Genomic DNA, 17,743 nt, shown 5'->3' on the forward strand with positions numbered 1-17,743 from the left:
CGCCGCATACCGTTTCCGCGTAACCTTGCCCATAAAACCCGTCCTCGTTCAGGCCAGATGATAGCTTATCGCCCTGTCCGAAAAATGGGGACCACTTCTGGTAGTGGTGAGTCATATTGCGTTCATAATGGACAATTACCGGACCACCGCTACAACCACTAAGATTGGCTCCGACATCTGGCAAGCGTTCGTCAGCTATGACTCGATTATCTCGGGTCGGCTCATAGGTCGCGATAATTTCGCGCTGGGTTATATCTTGTACATAGGTAAGTGATACAAATGCGCGAAACACGGCGTTGGCTGGCAGCGACGGTCTTGCACATTCTTCCGGAAAGCCGCCAAAGCTGATAGTGGCGCTCTCAAGGGGCTCTGGGGGCGGCCAGTTCGCACCACGACAATCCAGCGCCTGTCCTTCACTTGCAGCCAATTCATTTTCGGTGACCGAAAATGTTGCAATATCGAGAGCGGTATTCCGGTCAATAATCTTGTTCAGAAGATCGAAAGGAACAGTCCTGAGAAGGCATGCGTTGCTTACGCTTTCTTCTCTATCCGCCTCAAATACCTCAACAACATGATTCGCAGTCACGCCAATTAACCCGCAATCAAAGCGCAAGATAAAACACGATCCTCCTGATAGCGGTTTTGGCCAGGATTTTTTGTCATTATATCGAATTAGGGGACGTGCAATTTTCAACGTAAGATCACTTACTGCTTGATACAGGTCACGTTCTTCCGGTGTTGCAATGTAAGGAACACTCATTATTTTAATCTTACAATTTCAATTTATACCTGCATAATACAAAATTAGCCTGCTTATACGATTTTGTATCACATGCGTGCTTCTTGTATTTTTTATCATAAACGGCCGCGTAATTCCTGTGGACACAATGATTAACTTTGGTTCCCCAAAGTCAACCTTGTAATAAAGTCCGCTTTCAGGCGAACAACCTTAATGGCTGTATGCCAGACATGTAGGCGGGAGCTGACTTTCTACCAAGAAAGTAAATTCACTCTGTCCGCTCCGAAGCTAATTCATAAATCTCATTATCGGCTCTCCGGCCAACGGCAATCACATAGATGATGATCCGTTCATCGATGACCTGATAAACAAGGCGGTAGCCATCTTTCAGAAGCTTGATCTTGTAAAACCCTGATAGGTCGCGATGAAGCTCGTTTCCTGGAGAGTGAGGGTTCCAGATCAGCTTTTCCAGCTTCTTTTCAAATTTCTTACGCACGCTGCCGTCAAGAGCATCCCACTCCTTAAGCGCTCTATCATCGAATTCGAGACAATACTCTCTCATTCGCGATGACGGCTCTTAAGTTCCGCAAAAGTTATATGGTGCTTTTGGGCAGGATTTTTGAGACGTTCGCGCACAATCTCGATAAGCTGTGCATCCTCATCTGTGACAAGCGTGCGCTTGACGGGAGAGCGCCCCGTTTCAGCAATATATGCGAGGGTATTGCGCAGTGCATCAGAAAGAGAGATGCCTTGAGCGGACAACTTCTCAACAGCAACTGCCTTCAGTGTTTCATCTACCCGGAATGTAACAGCAGACATACAAAGCCTCCTTGCGTGTATGTACGTTTGTATCACATTTGTTTATACAAATGAAGCAAAAGATGGTCGATGCCGATGTCTGCTTTCGAGAAGCCAGATCGACTGCGGAAATGGCAGAAAAGAGGCGACTACAGCCTGTCTGCTGCCATTCGTTGAGCAGACAGGCTGTTTAGGGGGAAACGGAAGGTCCAGCTATGGTTCATCTGAAAGCGTAACCAGACACGTCAGGCTGTCAAAATTATGCCGGGACAGGGAGACGGCCTGTATCATTACAAGCACTTTCCCGCACTGAGGCGCAGGCAGGATTTCAGCGCACGCGCGGGGCTGGCGTCCGCCCTGCTGGGCTTCCTTTAGATGGCGTTCGCGGCGATCGGGACGACCGCGACAGGTGCGCTGCCCTATACCAGCACGACATCGCTCGGCCTTGTGCTTTCGACGGCCATTGGTTTTGGTCTGATTGTTTTCCTGCCGGTCACGATACGTCGGCGTACCTGATGGTGAACGGCGCAGGGTCCTGACCCCATCGGCCAGGAAACGGCAAATCTACCCCGTCTGCAGCACTGGTTTGCACGCAGCATATGTCAAGCAGGTGATGGGGAATCAGTTACGCTTCAGCACCGAGGCCGCGAAAGAGAAGTGCGAGAATTCGCCTTATCTGCGCCTTCCCGTCCGAGGTGGGTGAAATTCGTAGTAGCAACGCCAGTAGCGTCAAGACATCCTCAGGATGGACGCCCGACTGTATTTCGCCCCGTTTTTCGCATGCTTCTATTAATTGGTGGACCGCGCCGACCAGGGGCCAATAGGTTTCCCGCAAATCCTTTTCGGAGATTGCCGAACTCAGCGTATCGGCAACGCCGTGCTTCACCTCGCCGAACTGGACAAAGCGATCGCACCACAGTCGCAAGGCTTGGGTAATCCCCCCATAAAAAGAGTGACTTTTGAATGAGAATTTTCTCAGCGTAAGAATTGAGGAGATTCTGATGAAGAGTGATCGCTTTAGTGACGCCCAGATCATGGGTGTGATCCGCCAGGCTGAGGGCGGTGTCCCGGTTCCTGACCTGTGCCGGGAGCATGGGATTAGCAACGCCACGTTTTACCGGTGGCGCGCGAAATATGGCGGCATGGATGCTTCGATGATCAGTCAGATGAAGGCTTTGGAAGAGGAGAACCGTCGGCTGAAGCGCATGTATGCGGATTTGAGCATGCAGACGGATATCCTGAAGGAAGCCCTTGGAAAAAAATGAAGCGGCCAGCCCAGCGCCGGGAACTGGCCGCACAAGCTGTGGCGCATCATGGGGTCAGCATTGCGCTGGCCTGTCGGATTTTTGGGATATCCGAGACCTGCTTTCGCTATCGTCCGCGACTGGCAGCGGAGAATGACAGGATTGCCGATCTTCTTGTGGGACTGACCCAGGCTCACAGGAGATGGGGATTTGGTCTGTGTTTCCTGTATCTGCGCAATGTGCAGGGACATGTCTGGAATCATAAGCGGGTTTATCGGATCTATCGGGAACTGGAACTCAACCTGCGGATTAAACCCCGCAGGCGTCTTGTTCGCGAAAAGCCTGAAAAGCTGTCGGTTCCGGCCCTTCCCAACACGGTCTGGTCCATGGACTTCATGGCGGACAGGCTGATGGATGGACGCGCTTTTCGGCTCCTGAACATTCTGGATGACTTCAATCGTGAAGGACTGGCAATCGAGGTTGATTTTTCCCTGCCGGCCTGTCGGGTTGTCCGCTGCCTGGAACAGGTTATGGAGTGGCGCGGCAGGCCAGAAGCCATCCGAATGGATAATGGCCCTGAATATGTCAGTCATACGTTGGTTTCATGGGCCGAAAAACAGGGGATTACCCTGATCTATACGCAACCGGGTAATCCGCAGCAGAACGCCTATATTGAACGCTACAACAGAACTGTCCGGCAGGAATGGCTGGAGCAGTATCTGTTTGAAAGCATTCAGGACGTGCAGGAGGTCGCAACACAATGGCTCTGGACATATAACCATGACAGACCCAACATGGGGAACAGCGGGCTAACCCCCGCCCAGAAACTAAAAACAGCTGCCTGAATTCTCATTCAATGCCCCACTAAAAATGGGGGGATTACCCTTGCAGCGGCGGGTGGTTGGCGAGCAGGTCTGGGGCCAGACTCACCAACTCGTCGATTTCCTTCCGGTATACACCCACCAACAACGCCTCCCGGCTTGGAAAGTGGCGGTAGAGCGTACCGGCGCCCACCCCGGCCGCTTTTGCTATGGCATTGAGAGACACCCCCGGATCTGCGGCGAATGCATCACGCGCGATGTCAAGAATGCGGTCGCGGTTTGCCTGAGCGTCGGCGCGCAATCTTACGTCAGGATCAGCCATCATACCCCTTGATCAAACGGAGAGCTCTCCGCTAATAAATAAGCGGAGAATTGTCCATTTAATTACTCTGCAAGGACGGCCCATGCAATATGTGAAGCTCGGTCACTCCGGCCTTGAAGTATCGCCCATCTTCGTCGGTTGCATGGGCTTCGGAGACCCCGCGGTGGGTCATCCTCGCTGGTCGCTTGACGAAGAAGCCAGCCGCTCGCTGATCCGCCATGCGCTCGAAGCTGGCATCAACTTCTTCGACACCGCGAATCTCTACTCGAACGGAAACAGTGAGGAGATCGTCGGCAAGGCGCTCAGGGATTTCGTCAACCGGGACAGCGTAGTGATCGCCACCAAACTGTGCGCGCCCATGCACAACGGTCCCAATGCGTTCGGCCTGTCGCGCAAGATGATCATGACCGAGGTGGACCACAGCCTGCGACGGCTCGGCACGGATTATATTGACCTCTACCAGATTCACCGCCGCGATCAGACCACCCCCTTGGAGGAGACACTGGAAGCGCTCCACGACCTCGTAAAAGCCGGCAAGGTGCGTTATCTCGGCGCGTCTTCGATGATGGCATGGGAATTTGCCAAGGCGCTGCATCTTCAAAAGACGAACGGCTGGACGCGATTCATCTCAATGCAGGACAATTACAACCTTCTCGCCCGCGAGGAAGAACGTGAGATGCTACCGCTTTGCGCCGATGAGGGTGTACAGACCATCGTTTACAGCCCACTGGCACGCGGCCGCCTGGCGCGTCCGTGGGGAACGACCACCAGGCGAAGTGAGACCGAGCCCGCAGGCGCTGAGCAGAATGAGGCCACCGCTGCCGCCGACCATCAGATCATCGATGCGGTGAACGCCATCGCAACCGAACGCGGCGTCAGCCCGGCGGAAATCTCGCTCGCCTGGCTGCGCCGCCAACCTGTCGTCGCCGCATCCATCGTCGGAGCGCTCAAACCCAAGCACATCGACGATGCCATCGCAGCGCTCTCAATCGCCCTCACTGACGATGAAGCGAAGCGATTGGAAGCTCCTTATACGCCGCGTCGTGATGACCAGGGTACATCCGACCCGGCCGCGCTCGCCCGGATCCTGGAAACGGTAAGCGGATTTAAAAAGGACACGCCAGATCTCATCGAAAGAAAGTAACCCGAACCGCCTGTTATCATCACCATTCCCGTTTCGGTCATAAACCGTGGTCCTTCTCCGCACGCATCAGTCCGCGATTTCAAGCTGCACAAGATCGGCAATCAGTCCCGGACCTGTCGGCTCCCATCCCAATACCTGCCGCGTCAGTTCGCTGGAGGCCCGCATGTCGAAACCTGCGAACATCGCGAAGCGCCCGAAGAAAGTCGGTGCCTCATCCGGCAGGATTGATCGGACCGGCAGGTCCAGGCGACGGCCGAGCGTCTCGACGATATCGCGCATCGCCACCCCCTCTTCAGCCACCGCATGCCAGGCGGTGCCTGTCGCCCCCTTTTCAATAGCCAGTCTGTAAAGACGGGCAACATCGAGCACATGCGCCGCAGGCCAAAGATTGCTCCCATCGCCCACATAGGCGCAGGTGCCGTTCTGACGGAACGTCTCGATCAGCGGCGTGATGAGCCCCTGCTTGGCTCGGTCATGGACCTGCGGCAGACGCACCACTGAAGCGCGGATATCCTGCGAGATCAGCGCCAGCGTCGTCTGCTCGGACACGCGCGGGAATTGGAAGTCCGACGGAATAACATCCTTTTCGGTCGCCACCTGGCCAGGTGGCGCCAGTCCCGCCAGTCCTCCCGTGGCAAGAAACGGCTTGTTGGAGCCGGCAAGCGCGGACCCGATTGCCTCGATGGCGCGACGATCTGTTTCGCAGCTTGCCAGGAAGTTCGACCAGTCATGAATAAACGCCAGATGAATCACGGCATCCGAAGCCGCCGCACCCTTTTGCAGGCTGTCGAGGTCCTCAAGCGTTCCTCGCTGCACCTCAGCGCCTATGGTGGCAAGCGATTGAGCCCCCTCATCCGAACGGGCGAGGCCAAGCACCTCGTGGCCGGCGGCAATCAGCTCCTTGACGGTCGGCATACCGATAAATCCGGTGGCGCCGGTGACGAATATACGCATGAGCTAAGTCTCCCCTTTTCAGATGAAGACAAATCTCGGTCCATGCCCTATTCTGGTAAAGTAGTGACCTTATCGTATTATAAAGATTAACAGGATGAGCGAGCACCCGCACGTCGAAAAGCGGCTCGGTACCTGGCTGAAAGATCGCCGCGCGAAGCTTGATCCGGCTGCCTTCGGCCTTCCCTCGGAACGCCGCCGCACGCCAGGCCTGCGCCGTGAGGAGGTCGCTCAGCGGGCCAACATCAGTCCGACCTGGTACACCTGGCTGGAACAGGGGCGTGGTGGTGCCCCGTCAGCCGACGTGCTGGATAGGATCGCCCGCGCCCTCATGCTGACCGACGTCGAGCGCGAGCATCTGTTTCTACTCGGCCTCGGGCGCCCACCCAATGCGCGGTATCGCAAGAGCGGCACCGTCACGCCTCGTCTGCAACGTGTGCTCGACGCGTTGGACCCCAGCCCGGCGGTGATCCGGACCGCAACCTGGGATGTGCCGGCCTGGAACCGGGCGGCGACCATCATGCTGGGGGATTACGGCGCCCTGCCGCCGGCGGAACGCAACATCCTGCGGATCATCTTCCTCGACCCGCGCTCCCGCGCCATGCAGACCGACTGGGAAAGCATGGCACGCTACGTGGTGGGTGCTTTTCGGATCGAAACAGCGCGCGCCGGCGCGGCTGATGAGGTTACTCCCCTGGTGACGGAACTCTGCCGGCTCAGCCCCGAATTTCATACGATGTGGCATGAGAACAGCGTCACCGAGACACCCGTCGACATCGTCAAGCACATCGACCATCCGGTCCTCGGCTCCTTCGCCTTCGAACATTCGATATTCTCGGTCGATGGCCGGCCGGATCTGACGCTGGTCGTCTACAACCCCGCGACACCGGAGGACGCGGAAAAGCTCAGGGAAACCGTCCTGTCTCGCCGTAGCGTAGCAGGTGCGTAGCGGCTTCTGTCCGAATATTTATCGCCTGAAATACCAATTCCAGCCGGTTATCCGGGAAGACAATATCTGACACCGAAAGTAAGGTTCTTTACCGACCAGATTTCGTAATCAATCAATACAATGTTGGTGTAGTATACCAATTTACTGAAAGGCTCGATCTAATTTCGTCTGCCTGTTTATAAACCCGGAAACATGCCTCCACCCTCTCTCAGATTAACTCCCGTGATATAAGTAGCAAGCGGGCTTGAGAGAAAGACTGCCGCGTTCGCTATATCTTCCGGTGTTGCAACATGGCCAACAGAAACCTGTGCAAAAATTGGCAGAACGGCAGCCTCGATCTCGGATCATGGCGTATCTTTCTCCGCCAGCCCCGTTGGGCTGCTACCCCCCCCGAAACGGGTATCCAATGTCACACTGTGTATGGTTCACGGAGAAATGGCGTTGGCCGTGACGCCGTCAGGGGCCACCGCCTTTGCCATCGAAACCGTCATCGCGTTCATGGCAGCTTTACACGCCGAACAGGCGGGAGACGTCGGTGGGGGCGTTATTGCTGCAAGACTGGAAATGTTGATGATACGGCCCCATTTTTGCCAGCCTAATTCATCGATGCAATGGTCAAGCAGAAAACGTAAATGACCGATATCGGGCTTGATGGATCTGCCGTCTTATGACTGTTGAGAGGCGAGAACTCCCGGTCGGACTTATCGCCTCGCGGCCAAATGTCCTCGACGAAGAACGAAATCTTTCGTTCTTAAACAGTTCGACAATCAGCCCATTCAACCTGATCACGAAATCGACTGGGCGGACTGCCGAGTGTCTTGCGGAATGCAAACGCAAACGCGGATGCCGTGGAATAACCAAGAGCATGCGCGACCTCTCCAACTGGCAGGCCTGATGCCAGCATGCCAACGGCAGCCTGCATCTGCACCTGTCGGCGATAGTGACTGAAGCTCATGCCAATCTCAGCTTCAAACAACCGGGCCAGCGTCCGGTTGCTGGCCCCAGCCACATCCTGCCATTCAGATAGTGACCGGCCATCCGCCGGAGAGGCCATCAGCGCGTCCGTGACACGCCGCAGTCGTGTATCCGAAGGACGCGGTACACCCAGAGGTTCGGAGTGTGCTGATGCGATCTGGTCCAGCAGCACTGCCACCATGCGCGACGCCGGTGAAGGAACAGGATAATCTGACGGGCAGCGGGCCGCGGCATCAATCAGTGCCCGCAACAGCGTTGTAAGGGCGATGATGCGACAGGCTGGCAGAAAATCCTGACACATCTGCGGTGCGATCAGCACGGCACGCAGCCTGCTTTCCTTGGGGCTGTGAACGGCATGCACCACACCCGGTGGCAGCAGGAGCGCCCGACCGGGCGGTACCAGCCACTGGTTATCTTCCGTCGTGACGCGGATTACGCCACGCGTGGTCGCCAGAAGTTGCCCGAGATCAGCGTGACAATGCGGTTCGACATGCTCTGCTTCCACATGATGCTCCGCATGCACGCGCACTGGACGTAGCTCTGTGGGCGGTGTGCGATCAGCAAGACTGCTGGCCTGCAGGGATCGGGATTGCTTCATCTGGCATATTTTCGACAGTTTATGGCATCCTGTCGAGCGCGGGGTAAAAATCCAGCCTGTATAGCAGGGGGCATGACACGTTCCGCGAAAACGCTTCTGCCCTGGCTGATGATCTTCGGTGCTGGTATCTGCCTGCGTACCGGAATCGCGTCCCTCTCTCCCATCCTCGACCGGATCGAACGAACTCTTGCCATCTCCAACGCCGAACTGGGCTTGCTGACCACGCTTCCAGTCCTGTGCATGGGCGGTCTCTCTCCGCTCGGGCATATGCTGGAACGGCGACTTGGCCTGAAACGCTCCATGATAATGGCATTGGCGCTTCTGACGATCGTCCTGCTCCTTCGCCTCGATGGTGGCAGCTATGGACTGCTGCTTTTCACGGCCGTCGGGGTAGGCGTGGGCGACGCAATCATCCGACCGTTGCTGTCGGGTTTTATAAAGGGTGAGTTTGCCTCCCGCGCGCCTGCGGCCATGAGCGTCTATGCTGCCAGCATGGGCGTGGGATCGTCCGTCGCCGCTTTCGGAACGCCCCGCATCAGTGACGCCACCGGGAACTGGCCGCTGGGTCTGGCTTTCTGGGCGCTTCCCACGGCACTTGCCGGGTTTTGCTGGATACTATGGCGTGAGGATATTGCTGCGCCTGCGCGCGCCGCGTCACAGCCCTCTCTTACGATCAGCCGGAACGGCATTTTGGGATTGACGCTGTTCTTCGGTCTTCAGGCCGGGATCAATTACGTCGCAATAGCGTGGCTGCCGTCCCTGTATGGTGCCCTGGGCTATTCTGACCATACGGCAGGGCTTCTTGTCGCCACCATGATGCTGTCCCAGACGGGCATCAGTTTTGGCATGCATGTCGTCATGCGCGTCCTGAAACTCACGACTATCAAGGCTGCCCTGGTTTTTTCCGGCTTCGCCATTCTGGGTACGCTCAGCCTGCTGCTCGCAAAGCCGGTGCCATGGCTGGCACCTTTGATGATCGGGGTTGCGACAGGAGGTCTGTTCCCGATAGCGCTCCTCCAGCCTCTGGATTTCGCGCACGGCAGATCAGAGGCGACACGATTGGCCGGGCTAACCCAGACGGGCGGCTATCTGCTTGGCGGTATCCTACCATGGATTACAGGTCTGCTGATCGATCATCTCGGCGTTGCCCCAGCACTCCTGACGTCGCTGGTTGGGAGTGCTGGCCTGCTTGCTGTGGTTACGGTGGCGATCGAGCGCACATATCAGAAATGACATAGCCTGCCACGAATGTCTGCTTTCCGGTCCATTCTGGAATGATCTGAATGTCCTAGCAGCCTGTCGGGTTGGGCATTTTGCGGCTGATAACGCCGAGGCTGACCCGGCTTATGCCGCCTGAAGCCGCGCCATTCTTTTGCAGTTGTATGCGAGAGCGACGAGTGTCCATTCGGTCGTGACTTTTGCAAGGCCACGCAGACTGAATCTTCTGAAGCCCATGATGCTTTTGATAATTCCAAAGACCGGTTCAACGGTCTGTTTTCGTAGTCTGTAAACATCTCCGGCTTTTGTGGTTTCCAGTTTTTTCTTCATGGCGAGCCGCCAGGGTTCGGTTATCCGGCGTGGCTCCTTTGCTTCGGGATGGGGTCGGAAGTCGTAAGGTCTGCGGGCACAGGGCCGTCCAATGGCGACCAGCGGATCAATGCCCTTTTCCTGCAGTTTCCGGACCGCCTGTCCGCTGGCGTAACCGGTGTCGGCAAGCACCTTCTCCGGGAGACCGATTGTGTCTTCCATCGACAGCACCGTGTCGGCAAAGGATGGCGCATCCGCTGACGTGGCGACAACGCCGGTTGTCACGATCAGCTGGCTGCCTTCGGCGCAGACTACGGCCTGGGCATTGTAAGCCTGCCGGAACTCGTGGGCATCCGAACGCCGCATGAGGCGGCTGTCGGGATCGGTCAGGCTGATCTGCCGGTCGGGTGGTGGTTCATCGTCGGGCGGTTTGGGCGCCCTGCCACGACGCCCTGTTTTTGCGTCATACACCGCCTTCTTCTTCTCGTATGCCGGTCGCGCCGCCTCGGCCTGCGCCTTCGCATCTGCTTCCAGCCGGGCGCAGGCTTCGTCCAACTTCGCTTTCAGCGCTTCCCGGCGGGCAAGTTCTTCCGGCAATGCCTGCGGATCACTGTCTGTGGCATCTGCGTGCTCCGCCTGGTCCATCAGTTTCGCGATATCCACCGCCAGCTGTTCGCGCAGCGCCCTGATCCGGTCGTAGCGCACCGAACGGTATTTCGAAGCGTCGGCATCGATTTTCGTGCCGTCGATCGACACAACGCCCAGACGCAGCAGGCCTGTCTCGCGCGCCAGAAGCAGGACCTGTGCAAATGCAGCTTCAATGGCGCCCCTGTTCGTCCGGCGGAAGGTCGCAATCGTATCATGATCCGGATGCAGGTTCGCCGCCACGAAGCGCACCCCGATGTCGCGATATGTCGCCCGCTCGATCCGGCGTGAGGAAAACAACCCGTTCGCATAGCTGAAGATCAGAAGGGCCAGCATCAGGCGCGGATGATACTGCGCCTTGCCTCCCGTGCGCACTGGCACGCAGAACGCACTCATCGGAACCCGCTCAACGGCTGCGACAATGAAATGCGCCATATCGTCAGCAGGAAGCCACGACTTCAGATCAGGCTGCTAGATGAGGCGGAAGCGGACATAGCTCTGGATGCATAAGCTTTACGCTTTATGAGGGTAGGGGGCATTTATTCAGTAAGAGGTCATGCGTGTGCCGAAAAAAGTTCATTAAAACAGCCTATTAATCCCGCTTTGCTCTCAACTTGCGGTTGCCGCAAGCTGAGAAGCAATCCTGCCCCCGCAACCAACGATACTTGCGATGCCAACGTATCACTAACCCCAGTCTGGAAACGGGCTGGGGTTTTCGTTTGTCCGCCCGACGCCACCGTCAGGATGCCTGCGAGATCGCTCCGGACGTCGATCTGGAGGCCCTTGTCGGACGAGGTGAGGAATCAGCGAGCGGATCACATCGGCCGCCTCCTGGCGCTTCTCGTCCAGTTCCGAATGCAGCATGTCGTGTATCGCAGGTGCCTTTGTTGCGTGCTGTCGAGCAGCCGAGCAATGCACCGGAGATCATGGAATAGCCGCCACCACAGCAGCCGCATTTGCTCAGGCCGGAGAACAGATAACGGGGACGGCGTTTCTCGCGGAAATGATCGGGCGAGGATGTGTCGCGTGTGTCGCGGCTGGCGCTGACGCTGGCTTGTCGCGTCTTGACCGCGTCCCACAGCTCCTGATCGACGATTCGCAATTCCGGCACCTCCTGGATCCACCCATTCGGATTCCGGATTGGGACGGGCCTGGCATTTGCCGGTATCAGGATCTTTGATGAAACGCTGCCGGTTCCACACCAGCCTGCCCACGTACATCTCGTTGTTGAGGATACCGGTGCTGCGCGTCCGGTTGCCATTGATGGTCGAGAAGCCCCAGGCGCCGGTTATTCCTTCAAAGAAAAACTGTATCCATCCACGAAACATCCATTTCTCAATTTATAAAAATCAAAACATCATCGAACGTTTTTTCGCCAGACTGAAGCAGTTCAGAGACATCGCAACACGCTATGACAAGTTGAAATCAACTTTCCTCGCGGCCGTTCAACTCGTCGCAACTGTCATCGGAATTAACTGACGACACGGCCTGGTTCGGACATAAGTTCAAGAAAGCACGGGTAACTTTCAGGATGGGTCATTTGGTGCCAGCGTTCATAATACCCCCGCCATGCCCTTGGTGCTTCTTCAGCACGCAACGAGGGAATAAAGCGCGTGAAAATAAGTCCTGTCCTTATGCCACCGTGCAATGGAGACCACATAGGGCAGAATGCGGGCCATCCAGGGCGCATACCAAGGCGTTTTTTCATGAAACATGTTCTGTATATCAACGCAAATATGAAGCCATTGGCCATACTGAAGATTCATGAGGACGAAACCTTAGATGTGTTTTCTTAACAGGTCATGCGTAGGTGGTATTGTACTTTCCATGAGCACACTCTGTTTTCATGATCTCTAGGCACTGTTTCAAAAGATTCTTTGGGAAATAAAAGGGTTTTTCGAAAAAAATATCGGAGGATCCCCGCTGTAAAAATATCATTCAGGAGTTATTATGTTTCAGTTGATTCCCCTGAAATCGTATCCTCAATCAGGCAGCCCGCTGCTGCGGGTCCGGCAATGTGACATACAGGGATAGATCGGCGACAGGCACAGGGCGTATGGCAGCCGTTACAATGGGTATCCGGGTTTTTCCCATTTGCGAGGATAATGGTATCGGGAGGTCATGGGTTGCGCCATCATATGTGAAGCAGGCCGGAAAATCCTTTTTCTTGCTGGCACCGGTCGGTCGTCAATTAACAGTCATCATCGTGTCAGACTACCCATGAATTTTCATCCTTTCCCGGAGGAACTCATATAGAGAAAGCCCAGATAAAAATTAGAAATTTCATGTGTTGCTGCTTTCGTTAATGGCATATCAAACATACATGAAGCCGACCGGGTGATATTGCAGGGGTATGTTCCTGCATGATGAGATTCGATGCCAATGTCAGGACCCACATTCAACCTCATGGTACGTAGGTCTGTATTTGGACGTTCTGATCTGTATTAAAAGTATTTAGATTCAAAAAATCATTTAATTTTTATAGTTAATAAAATAAATTTGGCGAAATCTGTTACATAATTTCTTTTTCAAATAATTATAATTTTTTCTGAATTCCTGGAACCTCGATCAATGCAGGTGGTTTGTCGTAGGACGGCTACATAAACCGCCGTCTCGCATCAGTAAAAGGAACGGAAAAAATGGCCAATCAAGGCGGCAGCCATGAACAGCACGTCAAGGCTGGTGAACAGAGCCATAAAAACACAGGCTCGTCGCACAGCGCGAACAGTGAGGGTACGCATGGTACCGGCACCCGCGGCGGCACGCATGAACAGCATGTCAAGGCCGGCGAACAGAGCCACAAGAATACCGGCACGTCGCATGCCGGGAAAGGCGAGGGCGAACACAGCACCGGCACCCGCGGCGGCACACATGAACAGCATGTCAAGGCCGGCCAGCAGAGCCACAAGAATACCTGACATCATGCTGGATACCGGGGACGTCAGCAATCTGCTGCCGTCCCCCGGAAACTGAATGCTCCGGTCACCGCATCGACTGCCCTGCGCCGATCCGGCGAATGGCATCTTTTCGAGAATGGAGAAAATCAATGGGCCTGTTTTCAAAACCGATCAAAACCCTTGATGACCTGTTCGTGCATACCCTTCAGGATATCTATTATGCCGAAAACCAGATCGTCAGGACCCTGCCCACCATGGCAGAAGAGGCCACCGAACCGGAACTGAAGGCCGCGTTCCAGCACCACCTGACGGAAACACAGGAACATGTACGCAGGCTTGAGCAGGTGTTCCAGATGCATGGCCAACCCGTTAAGGGCGTGACCTGTCAGGCAATGGATGGCATCCTTTCCGAGACGAAGGACATCATCAGCGACTGCGATGACCCTGAGGTCCGTGATGCCGCCATTCTCTCGGCAGCGCAGGCGGTCGAGCATTATGAAATCACCCGTTACGGAAGCCTCATCGCCTATGCCCGGCAACTTGGCCGTAGCGACTGTGCGACTGTTCTGGAACAGACGCTTGAGGAAGAAAAATCCGCCGACCAGAAACTGACGCGCATCGCCGGGATGAGTGTAAACCAGCATGCCGCAGCCTGAGGCCGGATATGGATGGGATGGCGCATGCTGACCTGTCTGGACGATAGGGAGAGACCAGGTCCCGGTTGCCTCATGACATTCACCACCTGACGTCAAACGTCCTGACCACACAATAATCCCTGTGCACTGAGATACCGATTGTTCATCTTCCGCATGAACAACCGGTTCTCTGCGTTGTCTTTACAAAACTGTCGTGCCAGCAACCCCTGCGAATTCTCGACGTTGGCCCGATGAATCCGGCGGGAGGTCCCTGAAAATGAATGTCAGCGAATTCTTATGGAAACGCCTTCAGGAATGGGGCCTCAGACGCGCTTACGGTTATCCGGGCGATGGGGCAGGCGGAATAGACGTGGCCCTGCAACGCGAAGTGGATGCAGGCCATATCGAATATGTGCAGGTACGGCATGAGGAAATGGCCGCGTTCATGGCCACGGCCCATGCCAAGTTTACCGGGCAGGTGGGGCTGTGTTTCGCAACATCGGGCCCCGGCGCCACCCACCTGCTGAACGGGCTTTATGATGCCAGGCTTGATCATGTTGGTGTCGTGGCGATCATGGGCCAGCAGGCCCGTACGGCGATTGGCACGAATTACCAGCAGGAAGTGGATCTGCAATCATTATGCAAGGACGTGGCATGCGAATACATCGTAACCGTGACCGAACCATCGCAGATGCGCCATGCGCTGGACCGGGCCGTGCGGATCGCGCGCGACAAACGTGCGCCGACCGTCGTGATCGTGCCCAATGACCTGCAGGAACTGCCGTATAAAGACCCGCCAATGGCGCATGGTTCGACCCATACGGGCATCGGCACGACAGTTGGCAGCAAGGTGCCCGAGGAGGCAGGCCTGCGTGCCGCGGCCGAAATACTCAATGCCGGCAAAAAGGTTGCGATCCTTGCCGGCGCAGGTGCGCTGGAGGCAACGGACCAGTTGCTCCAGATCGCGGAAATCCTTGGGGCGGGAATTGCCAAGGCGCTGCTGGGCAAGGCCGCCGTACCTGATGAACTCCCCTTCGTTACCGGTTCGATCGGCCTGCTGGGCACGAAGCCGTCATGGGTCCTGATGAAGGAATGCGACACGTTCCTGATGGTGGGATCATCATTTCCCTATAGCGAGTTCCTGCCAAGGCCGGGGCAGGCGCGTGGCGTGCAGATCGACATAAACGGCGCCAACCTGTCCCTGAGTTACCCGATGGAGGTCAACCTGCAGGGCGATAGTGCTGCGACCTTGCGCGCCCTGATCCCGCTGCTTCATCACAACAGTGACCGCTCATGGCGCGTCCATATCGAAAAGGAAGTGGCCCAGTGGTGGAAAGTGCTGGAAGCCCGCGCCATGACCGGTGCCCGGCCGCTTAACCCGCAACGCGTATTCTGGGAACTGTCACCCCGCCTGCCGGAAAATGCCATCATCACCGCTGATTCCGGCTCCGTCGCCAACTGGTATGCGCGTGACCTGAAAATGCGGCGTGGCATGAAGGCATCGCTTTCAGGTGGTCTGGCCTCCATCGGGGCGGGGACGCCTTATGCCATGGCGGCCAAGATGGCCTATCCCGAACGCACGGTCATTGCCTGCATGGGCGACGGGGCCATGCAGATGAACGGCCTGAACGTCATGATCACGATTTCCAAATACTGGAAGCAGTGGTCCAATCCCCGGCTGATCGTACTTGTGCTGAATAACCAGGACCTCAATCAGGTCACGTGGGAGGAGCGCATCCAGCTTGGCAGGGGCAAGACGGAATCAACCCAGTCCATTCCGGACTTTCCCTATCATCGCTATGCCGAACTGCTGGGGCTGAAGGGGATTTATGTTGATGACCCCGCACACGTCGCCACCGCATGGGAAGAAGCCCTGGGCGCCGACCGCCCTGTCATCCTTGAAGCCCGCACCGACCCCAACGTGCCGCCATTGCCGCCGCATATCACCCTGCAGCAGGCCAAGGCCTTCCTGACATCGCTCCCCACGGAACCGGAGCGGGCCAGTGTCATACTGGGTTCGGCAAAGGAAATGCTGGCGTCCCTGCTGCCAGCAGGAAAATCGTAAGGCGCCCGGGTTTACAGATCGACGGAAGTTGACGGCACACTGGCATGCGATGCGGTGGTATGGGACCTGAAGGCAAGATTGCTGGACCTGCCGCTGGCGATCCTGCTGGGCGCGGGATCAAGCATGGAACCTGTCACCACGGGTAACTGACCGATTGCCGTAATTGGACCGGACAGAACAGGTAACGGAAATCAGGCGTTGGGAACACGTTAAATTGCGAGGGAAGTTCAATACCCTGTGTGTATTGTCTTGACGTAAGAAGCAGATGTTCTCTATTACTTTGGAATACAGGGAGATGGGGTTCCTCCTTATAATCGCCATTTTGGCTGATGACTCCTGGCATAACGCGTGAAGCGCAAGCCGGAGGTATATCCAATGACAGCCCTTGTTTTTCCGCCAGCATTATCACCGCATGGTGCATCACGTCTGGTTCTGGTCCGCCATGGCGAGGTACCGGGCATCAAACCGCCCAGTTTCCGGGGGACGCAGGATCTTCCCCTGACGGATCGCGGCCGGGAGCAGGCCGCCGTGACAGCGCATTACCTGGCTTCGGCGCCTGATGTCAAAGTCGTTGCGTCCAGTCCCCTGTCACGCTGTGTCGAGACTGCCAGGGCCATTGCCGATCATCATGGTGAGACTGTCTTCCCCATGGCTGGCTTGACGGATTTCAATTATGGCGACTGGCAGGGCCATTCCCACAAGGACATCGCTGCGGCATATCCTCAGGATTACGACGCATGGATGCAGACACCTGATCTCGCGCGCATCCCCAATGGTGACACGCTTGAAACCGTTGCCCGACGTGCCGTAGGGGCTGCGCATGAAGCCCTTGCGCAGGCAGAAAACGGAACGGCCATTGTCGTAACACATGACAGCGTCATCAGGACATTGATACTCGCTATCTTACGCCTTCCTTTGCGCAATTACTGGAAATTCACGTCAGACCCCTGCGGTGTCAGCATCTTTACGCCGCGCTACGGTGAATGGTCCGTGGAACGTATCAACGAAAGTATCCACATCCGTAAGTAATTCCCCGGTTCTCCTGAACATCCCTGGACACGCAAAGGGTCTGCCATGGACGGGCAACTGAATGTGCGGCGGGTTCTCCTTGATGTTGACCTGTCCATGCGCGGCCCAACGCTGACTGCCGTTGCCGCGGCGATCCAGTCATCCCCCGGTGTGGCGGCCTGCAGCATTACCGTGACCGAAATCGACACGGAAACTATCGGAACGGATGTTACGATCGAGGGGGAGAACATGGATTACGAAAGTATTGTGGAGGCAATCGAAAAAACAGGGGCCGTGGTCCACAGTCTTGACCATCTTGCCACGGGCGACAGGCTTATCGAAAGTGTGCCACGACGCCGATGAGATCCGGCCAGCCCCTGCGATGGTTCCATGAAGTCGAGAACCGGCTTGATATTGTAGCGGGA

19 protein-coding genes, 2 pseudogenes and 1 riboswitch are annotated in these 17,743 nt (G+C 56.2%); of the genes and pseudogenes, 11 read left to right on the forward strand and 10 right to left on the reverse strand.

Going from position 1 to position 17,743, the window contains the following annotated elements:
- The 3 genes from CFR72_RS17265 to CFR72_RS11890 all read right to left on the reverse strand — a co-directional run.
- Positions 1-760: hypothetical protein (locus CFR72_RS17265; RefSeq protein ID WP_146220723.1), on the reverse strand; the 760-nt coding region annotated here is incomplete at its 3' end.
- A gap of 247 nt (positions 761-1,007) precedes the next feature.
- Positions 1,008-1,301, reverse strand: a complete 294-nt coding sequence (locus tag CFR72_RS11885; RefSeq protein WP_110914155.1) for a type II toxin-antitoxin system RelE family toxin — start codon at positions 1,299-1,301, stop codon at positions 1,008-1,010.
- Positions 1,298-1,558, reverse strand: coding sequence for a type II toxin-antitoxin system RelB/DinJ family antitoxin (locus tag CFR72_RS11890; RefSeq protein WP_110914156.1), 261 nt, complete (start codon positions 1,556-1,558; stop codon positions 1,298-1,300). The genes CFR72_RS11885 and CFR72_RS11890 overlap by 4 nt, the downstream gene beginning before the upstream one ends.
- A 354-nt stretch (positions 1,559-1,912) precedes the next feature.
- On the opposite strand from CFR72_RS11890, the gene CFR72_RS17580 reads away from it, so the two are divergent.
- Entirely contained in the window at positions 1,913-2,053 is a 141-nt protein-coding gene (locus CFR72_RS17580) for a hypothetical protein (RefSeq protein WP_158531573.1), read from the forward strand.
- A gap of 109 nt (positions 2,054-2,162) precedes the next feature.
- On the opposite strand, the gene CFR72_RS11895 is transcribed toward CFR72_RS17580, so the two are convergent.
- Positions 2,163-2,462, reverse strand: a complete 300-nt coding sequence (locus tag CFR72_RS11895) for an SbtR family transcriptional regulator (RefSeq protein ID WP_244182279.1) — start codon at positions 2,460-2,462, stop codon at positions 2,163-2,165.
- 76 nt (positions 2,463-2,538) lie between these two features.
- Between CFR72_RS11895 and CFR72_RS11900 the strand changes: the two genes are divergently transcribed.
- Positions 2,539-3,626 (forward strand): IS3 family transposase gene (locus tag CFR72_RS11900; protein ID WP_110914157.1). Its coding sequence is split into 2 segments (ribosomal slippage): positions 2,539-2,800 and positions 2,800-3,626, totalling 1,089 coding nucleotides; the frame shifts between segments, so codons are not numbered across the junction.
- 34 nt (positions 3,627-3,660) lie between these two features.
- Here CFR72_RS11900 and CFR72_RS11905 read toward each other — a convergent pair.
- On the reverse strand, positions 3,661-3,924 hold the full coding sequence (locus CFR72_RS11905; RefSeq protein ID WP_244182280.1) for a TetR/AcrR family transcriptional regulator: 264 nt from the start codon (positions 3,922-3,924) through the stop codon (positions 3,661-3,663).
- 82 nt (positions 3,925-4,006) lie between these two features.
- On the opposite strand from CFR72_RS11905, the gene CFR72_RS11910 reads away from it, so the two are divergent.
- Positions 4,007-5,068, forward strand: a complete 1,062-nt coding sequence (locus CFR72_RS11910) for an aldo/keto reductase (RefSeq protein WP_110914158.1) — start codon at positions 4,007-4,009, stop codon at positions 5,066-5,068.
- Between the two features lie 66 nt (positions 5,069-5,134).
- Here the strand turns inward: CFR72_RS11910 and CFR72_RS11915 are convergent, their stop codons facing one another.
- Positions 5,135-6,022 carry an SDR family oxidoreductase gene (locus CFR72_RS11915; protein ID WP_110914159.1) on the reverse strand — a complete coding sequence of 296 codons (888 nt, stop codon included), beginning with the start codon at positions 6,020-6,022 and terminating at the stop codon, positions 5,135-5,137.
- Positions 6,023-6,116: 94 nt separating this feature from the next.
- Between CFR72_RS11915 and CFR72_RS11920 the strand changes: the two genes are divergently transcribed.
- On the forward strand, positions 6,117-6,968 hold the full coding sequence (locus CFR72_RS11920; RefSeq protein ID WP_110914160.1) for a helix-turn-helix transcriptional regulator: 852 nt from the start codon (positions 6,117-6,119) through the stop codon (positions 6,966-6,968).
- A 176-nt stretch (positions 6,969-7,144) separates the two neighbouring features.
- Here CFR72_RS11920 and CFR72_RS18100 read toward each other — a convergent pair.
- Together CFR72_RS18100 and CFR72_RS11930 are read right to left on the reverse strand one after the other, a co-directional pair.
- Positions 7,145-7,621 (reverse strand): annotated as a pseudogene (locus CFR72_RS18100) (SDR family NAD(P)-dependent oxidoreductase).
- 98 nt (positions 7,622-7,719) lie between these two features.
- On the reverse strand, positions 7,720-8,448 hold the full coding sequence (locus CFR72_RS11930; protein WP_110914178.1) for an AraC family transcriptional regulator: 729 nt from the start codon (positions 8,446-8,448) through the stop codon (positions 7,720-7,722).
- A gap of 165 nt (positions 8,449-8,613) precedes the next feature.
- On the opposite strand from CFR72_RS11930, the gene CFR72_RS11935 reads away from it, so the two are divergent.
- Positions 8,614-9,774 carry an MFS transporter gene (locus CFR72_RS11935; protein WP_110914161.1) on the forward strand — a complete coding sequence of 387 codons (1,161 nt, stop codon included), beginning with the start codon at positions 8,614-8,616 and terminating at the stop codon, positions 9,772-9,774.
- Positions 9,775-9,885: 111 nt separating this feature from the next.
- Here the strand turns inward: CFR72_RS11935 and CFR72_RS11940 are convergent, their stop codons facing one another.
- Together CFR72_RS11940 and CFR72_RS11945 are read right to left on the reverse strand one after the other, a co-directional pair.
- Complete coding sequence (locus CFR72_RS11940) at positions 9,886-11,175, reverse strand: transposase (protein WP_110914162.1); 1,290 nt, start codon at positions 11,173-11,175, stop codon at positions 9,886-9,888.
- Positions 11,176-11,267: 92 nt separating this feature from the next.
- Positions 11,268-12,002 (reverse strand): annotated as a pseudogene (locus CFR72_RS11945) (recombinase family protein); the annotation flags it as partial.
- Between CFR72_RS11945 and CFR72_RS11950 the strand changes: the two are divergent.
- The 6 genes from CFR72_RS11950 to CFR72_RS11975 all read left to right on the forward strand — a co-directional run bounded on the left by CFR72_RS11950 (position 11,977) and on the right by CFR72_RS11975 (position 17,681).
- Positions 11,977-12,192 (forward strand): transposase, encoded by a 216-nt coding sequence (locus tag CFR72_RS11950; protein WP_167400371.1) that lies wholly within the window; start codon positions 11,977-11,979, stop codon positions 12,190-12,192. The pseudogene CFR72_RS11945 and the gene CFR72_RS11950 sit on opposite strands and share 26 nt — an antisense overlap.
- A gap of 1,160 nt (positions 12,193-13,352) precedes the next feature.
- Positions 13,353-13,631 (forward strand): hypothetical protein, encoded by a 279-nt coding sequence (locus CFR72_RS11955; RefSeq protein ID WP_110914163.1) that lies wholly within the window; start codon positions 13,353-13,355, stop codon positions 13,629-13,631.
- A 128-nt stretch (positions 13,632-13,759) separates the two neighbouring features.
- The gene (locus tag CFR72_RS11960; protein ID WP_110914164.1) at positions 13,760-14,266 is read left to right on the forward strand and encodes a YciE/YciF ferroxidase family protein; all 507 of its coding nucleotides are present in this window, start codon (positions 13,760-13,762) and stop codon (positions 14,264-14,266) included.
- 256 nt (positions 14,267-14,522) lie between these two features.
- Entirely contained in the window at positions 14,523-16,310 is a 1,788-nt protein-coding gene (locus tag CFR72_RS11965; protein WP_110914165.1) for a thiamine pyrophosphate-requiring protein, read from the forward strand.
- Positions 16,311-16,592: 282 nt separating this feature from the next.
- Positions 16,593-16,656, forward strand: a riboswitch (Fluoride riboswitch).
- Positions 16,657-16,685: 29 nt separating this feature from the next.
- Positions 16,686-17,339: a histidine phosphatase family protein gene (locus tag CFR72_RS11970; protein WP_110914166.1), complete on the forward strand. Its 654-nt coding sequence runs from the start codon at positions 16,686-16,688 to the stop codon at positions 17,337-17,339.
- A 45-nt stretch (positions 17,340-17,384) separates the two neighbouring features.
- Entirely contained in the window at positions 17,385-17,681 is a 297-nt protein-coding gene (locus tag CFR72_RS11975; protein WP_084296404.1) for a DUF211 domain-containing protein, read from the forward strand.
- Positions 17,682-17,743: the final 62 nt, after the last annotated feature.

The sequence above is a fragment of the Gluconacetobacter entanii genome, assembly GCF_003206495.1.
Taxonomy (GTDB): Bacteria; Pseudomonadota; Alphaproteobacteria; order Acetobacterales; family Acetobacteraceae; genus Novacetimonas; species Novacetimonas entanii.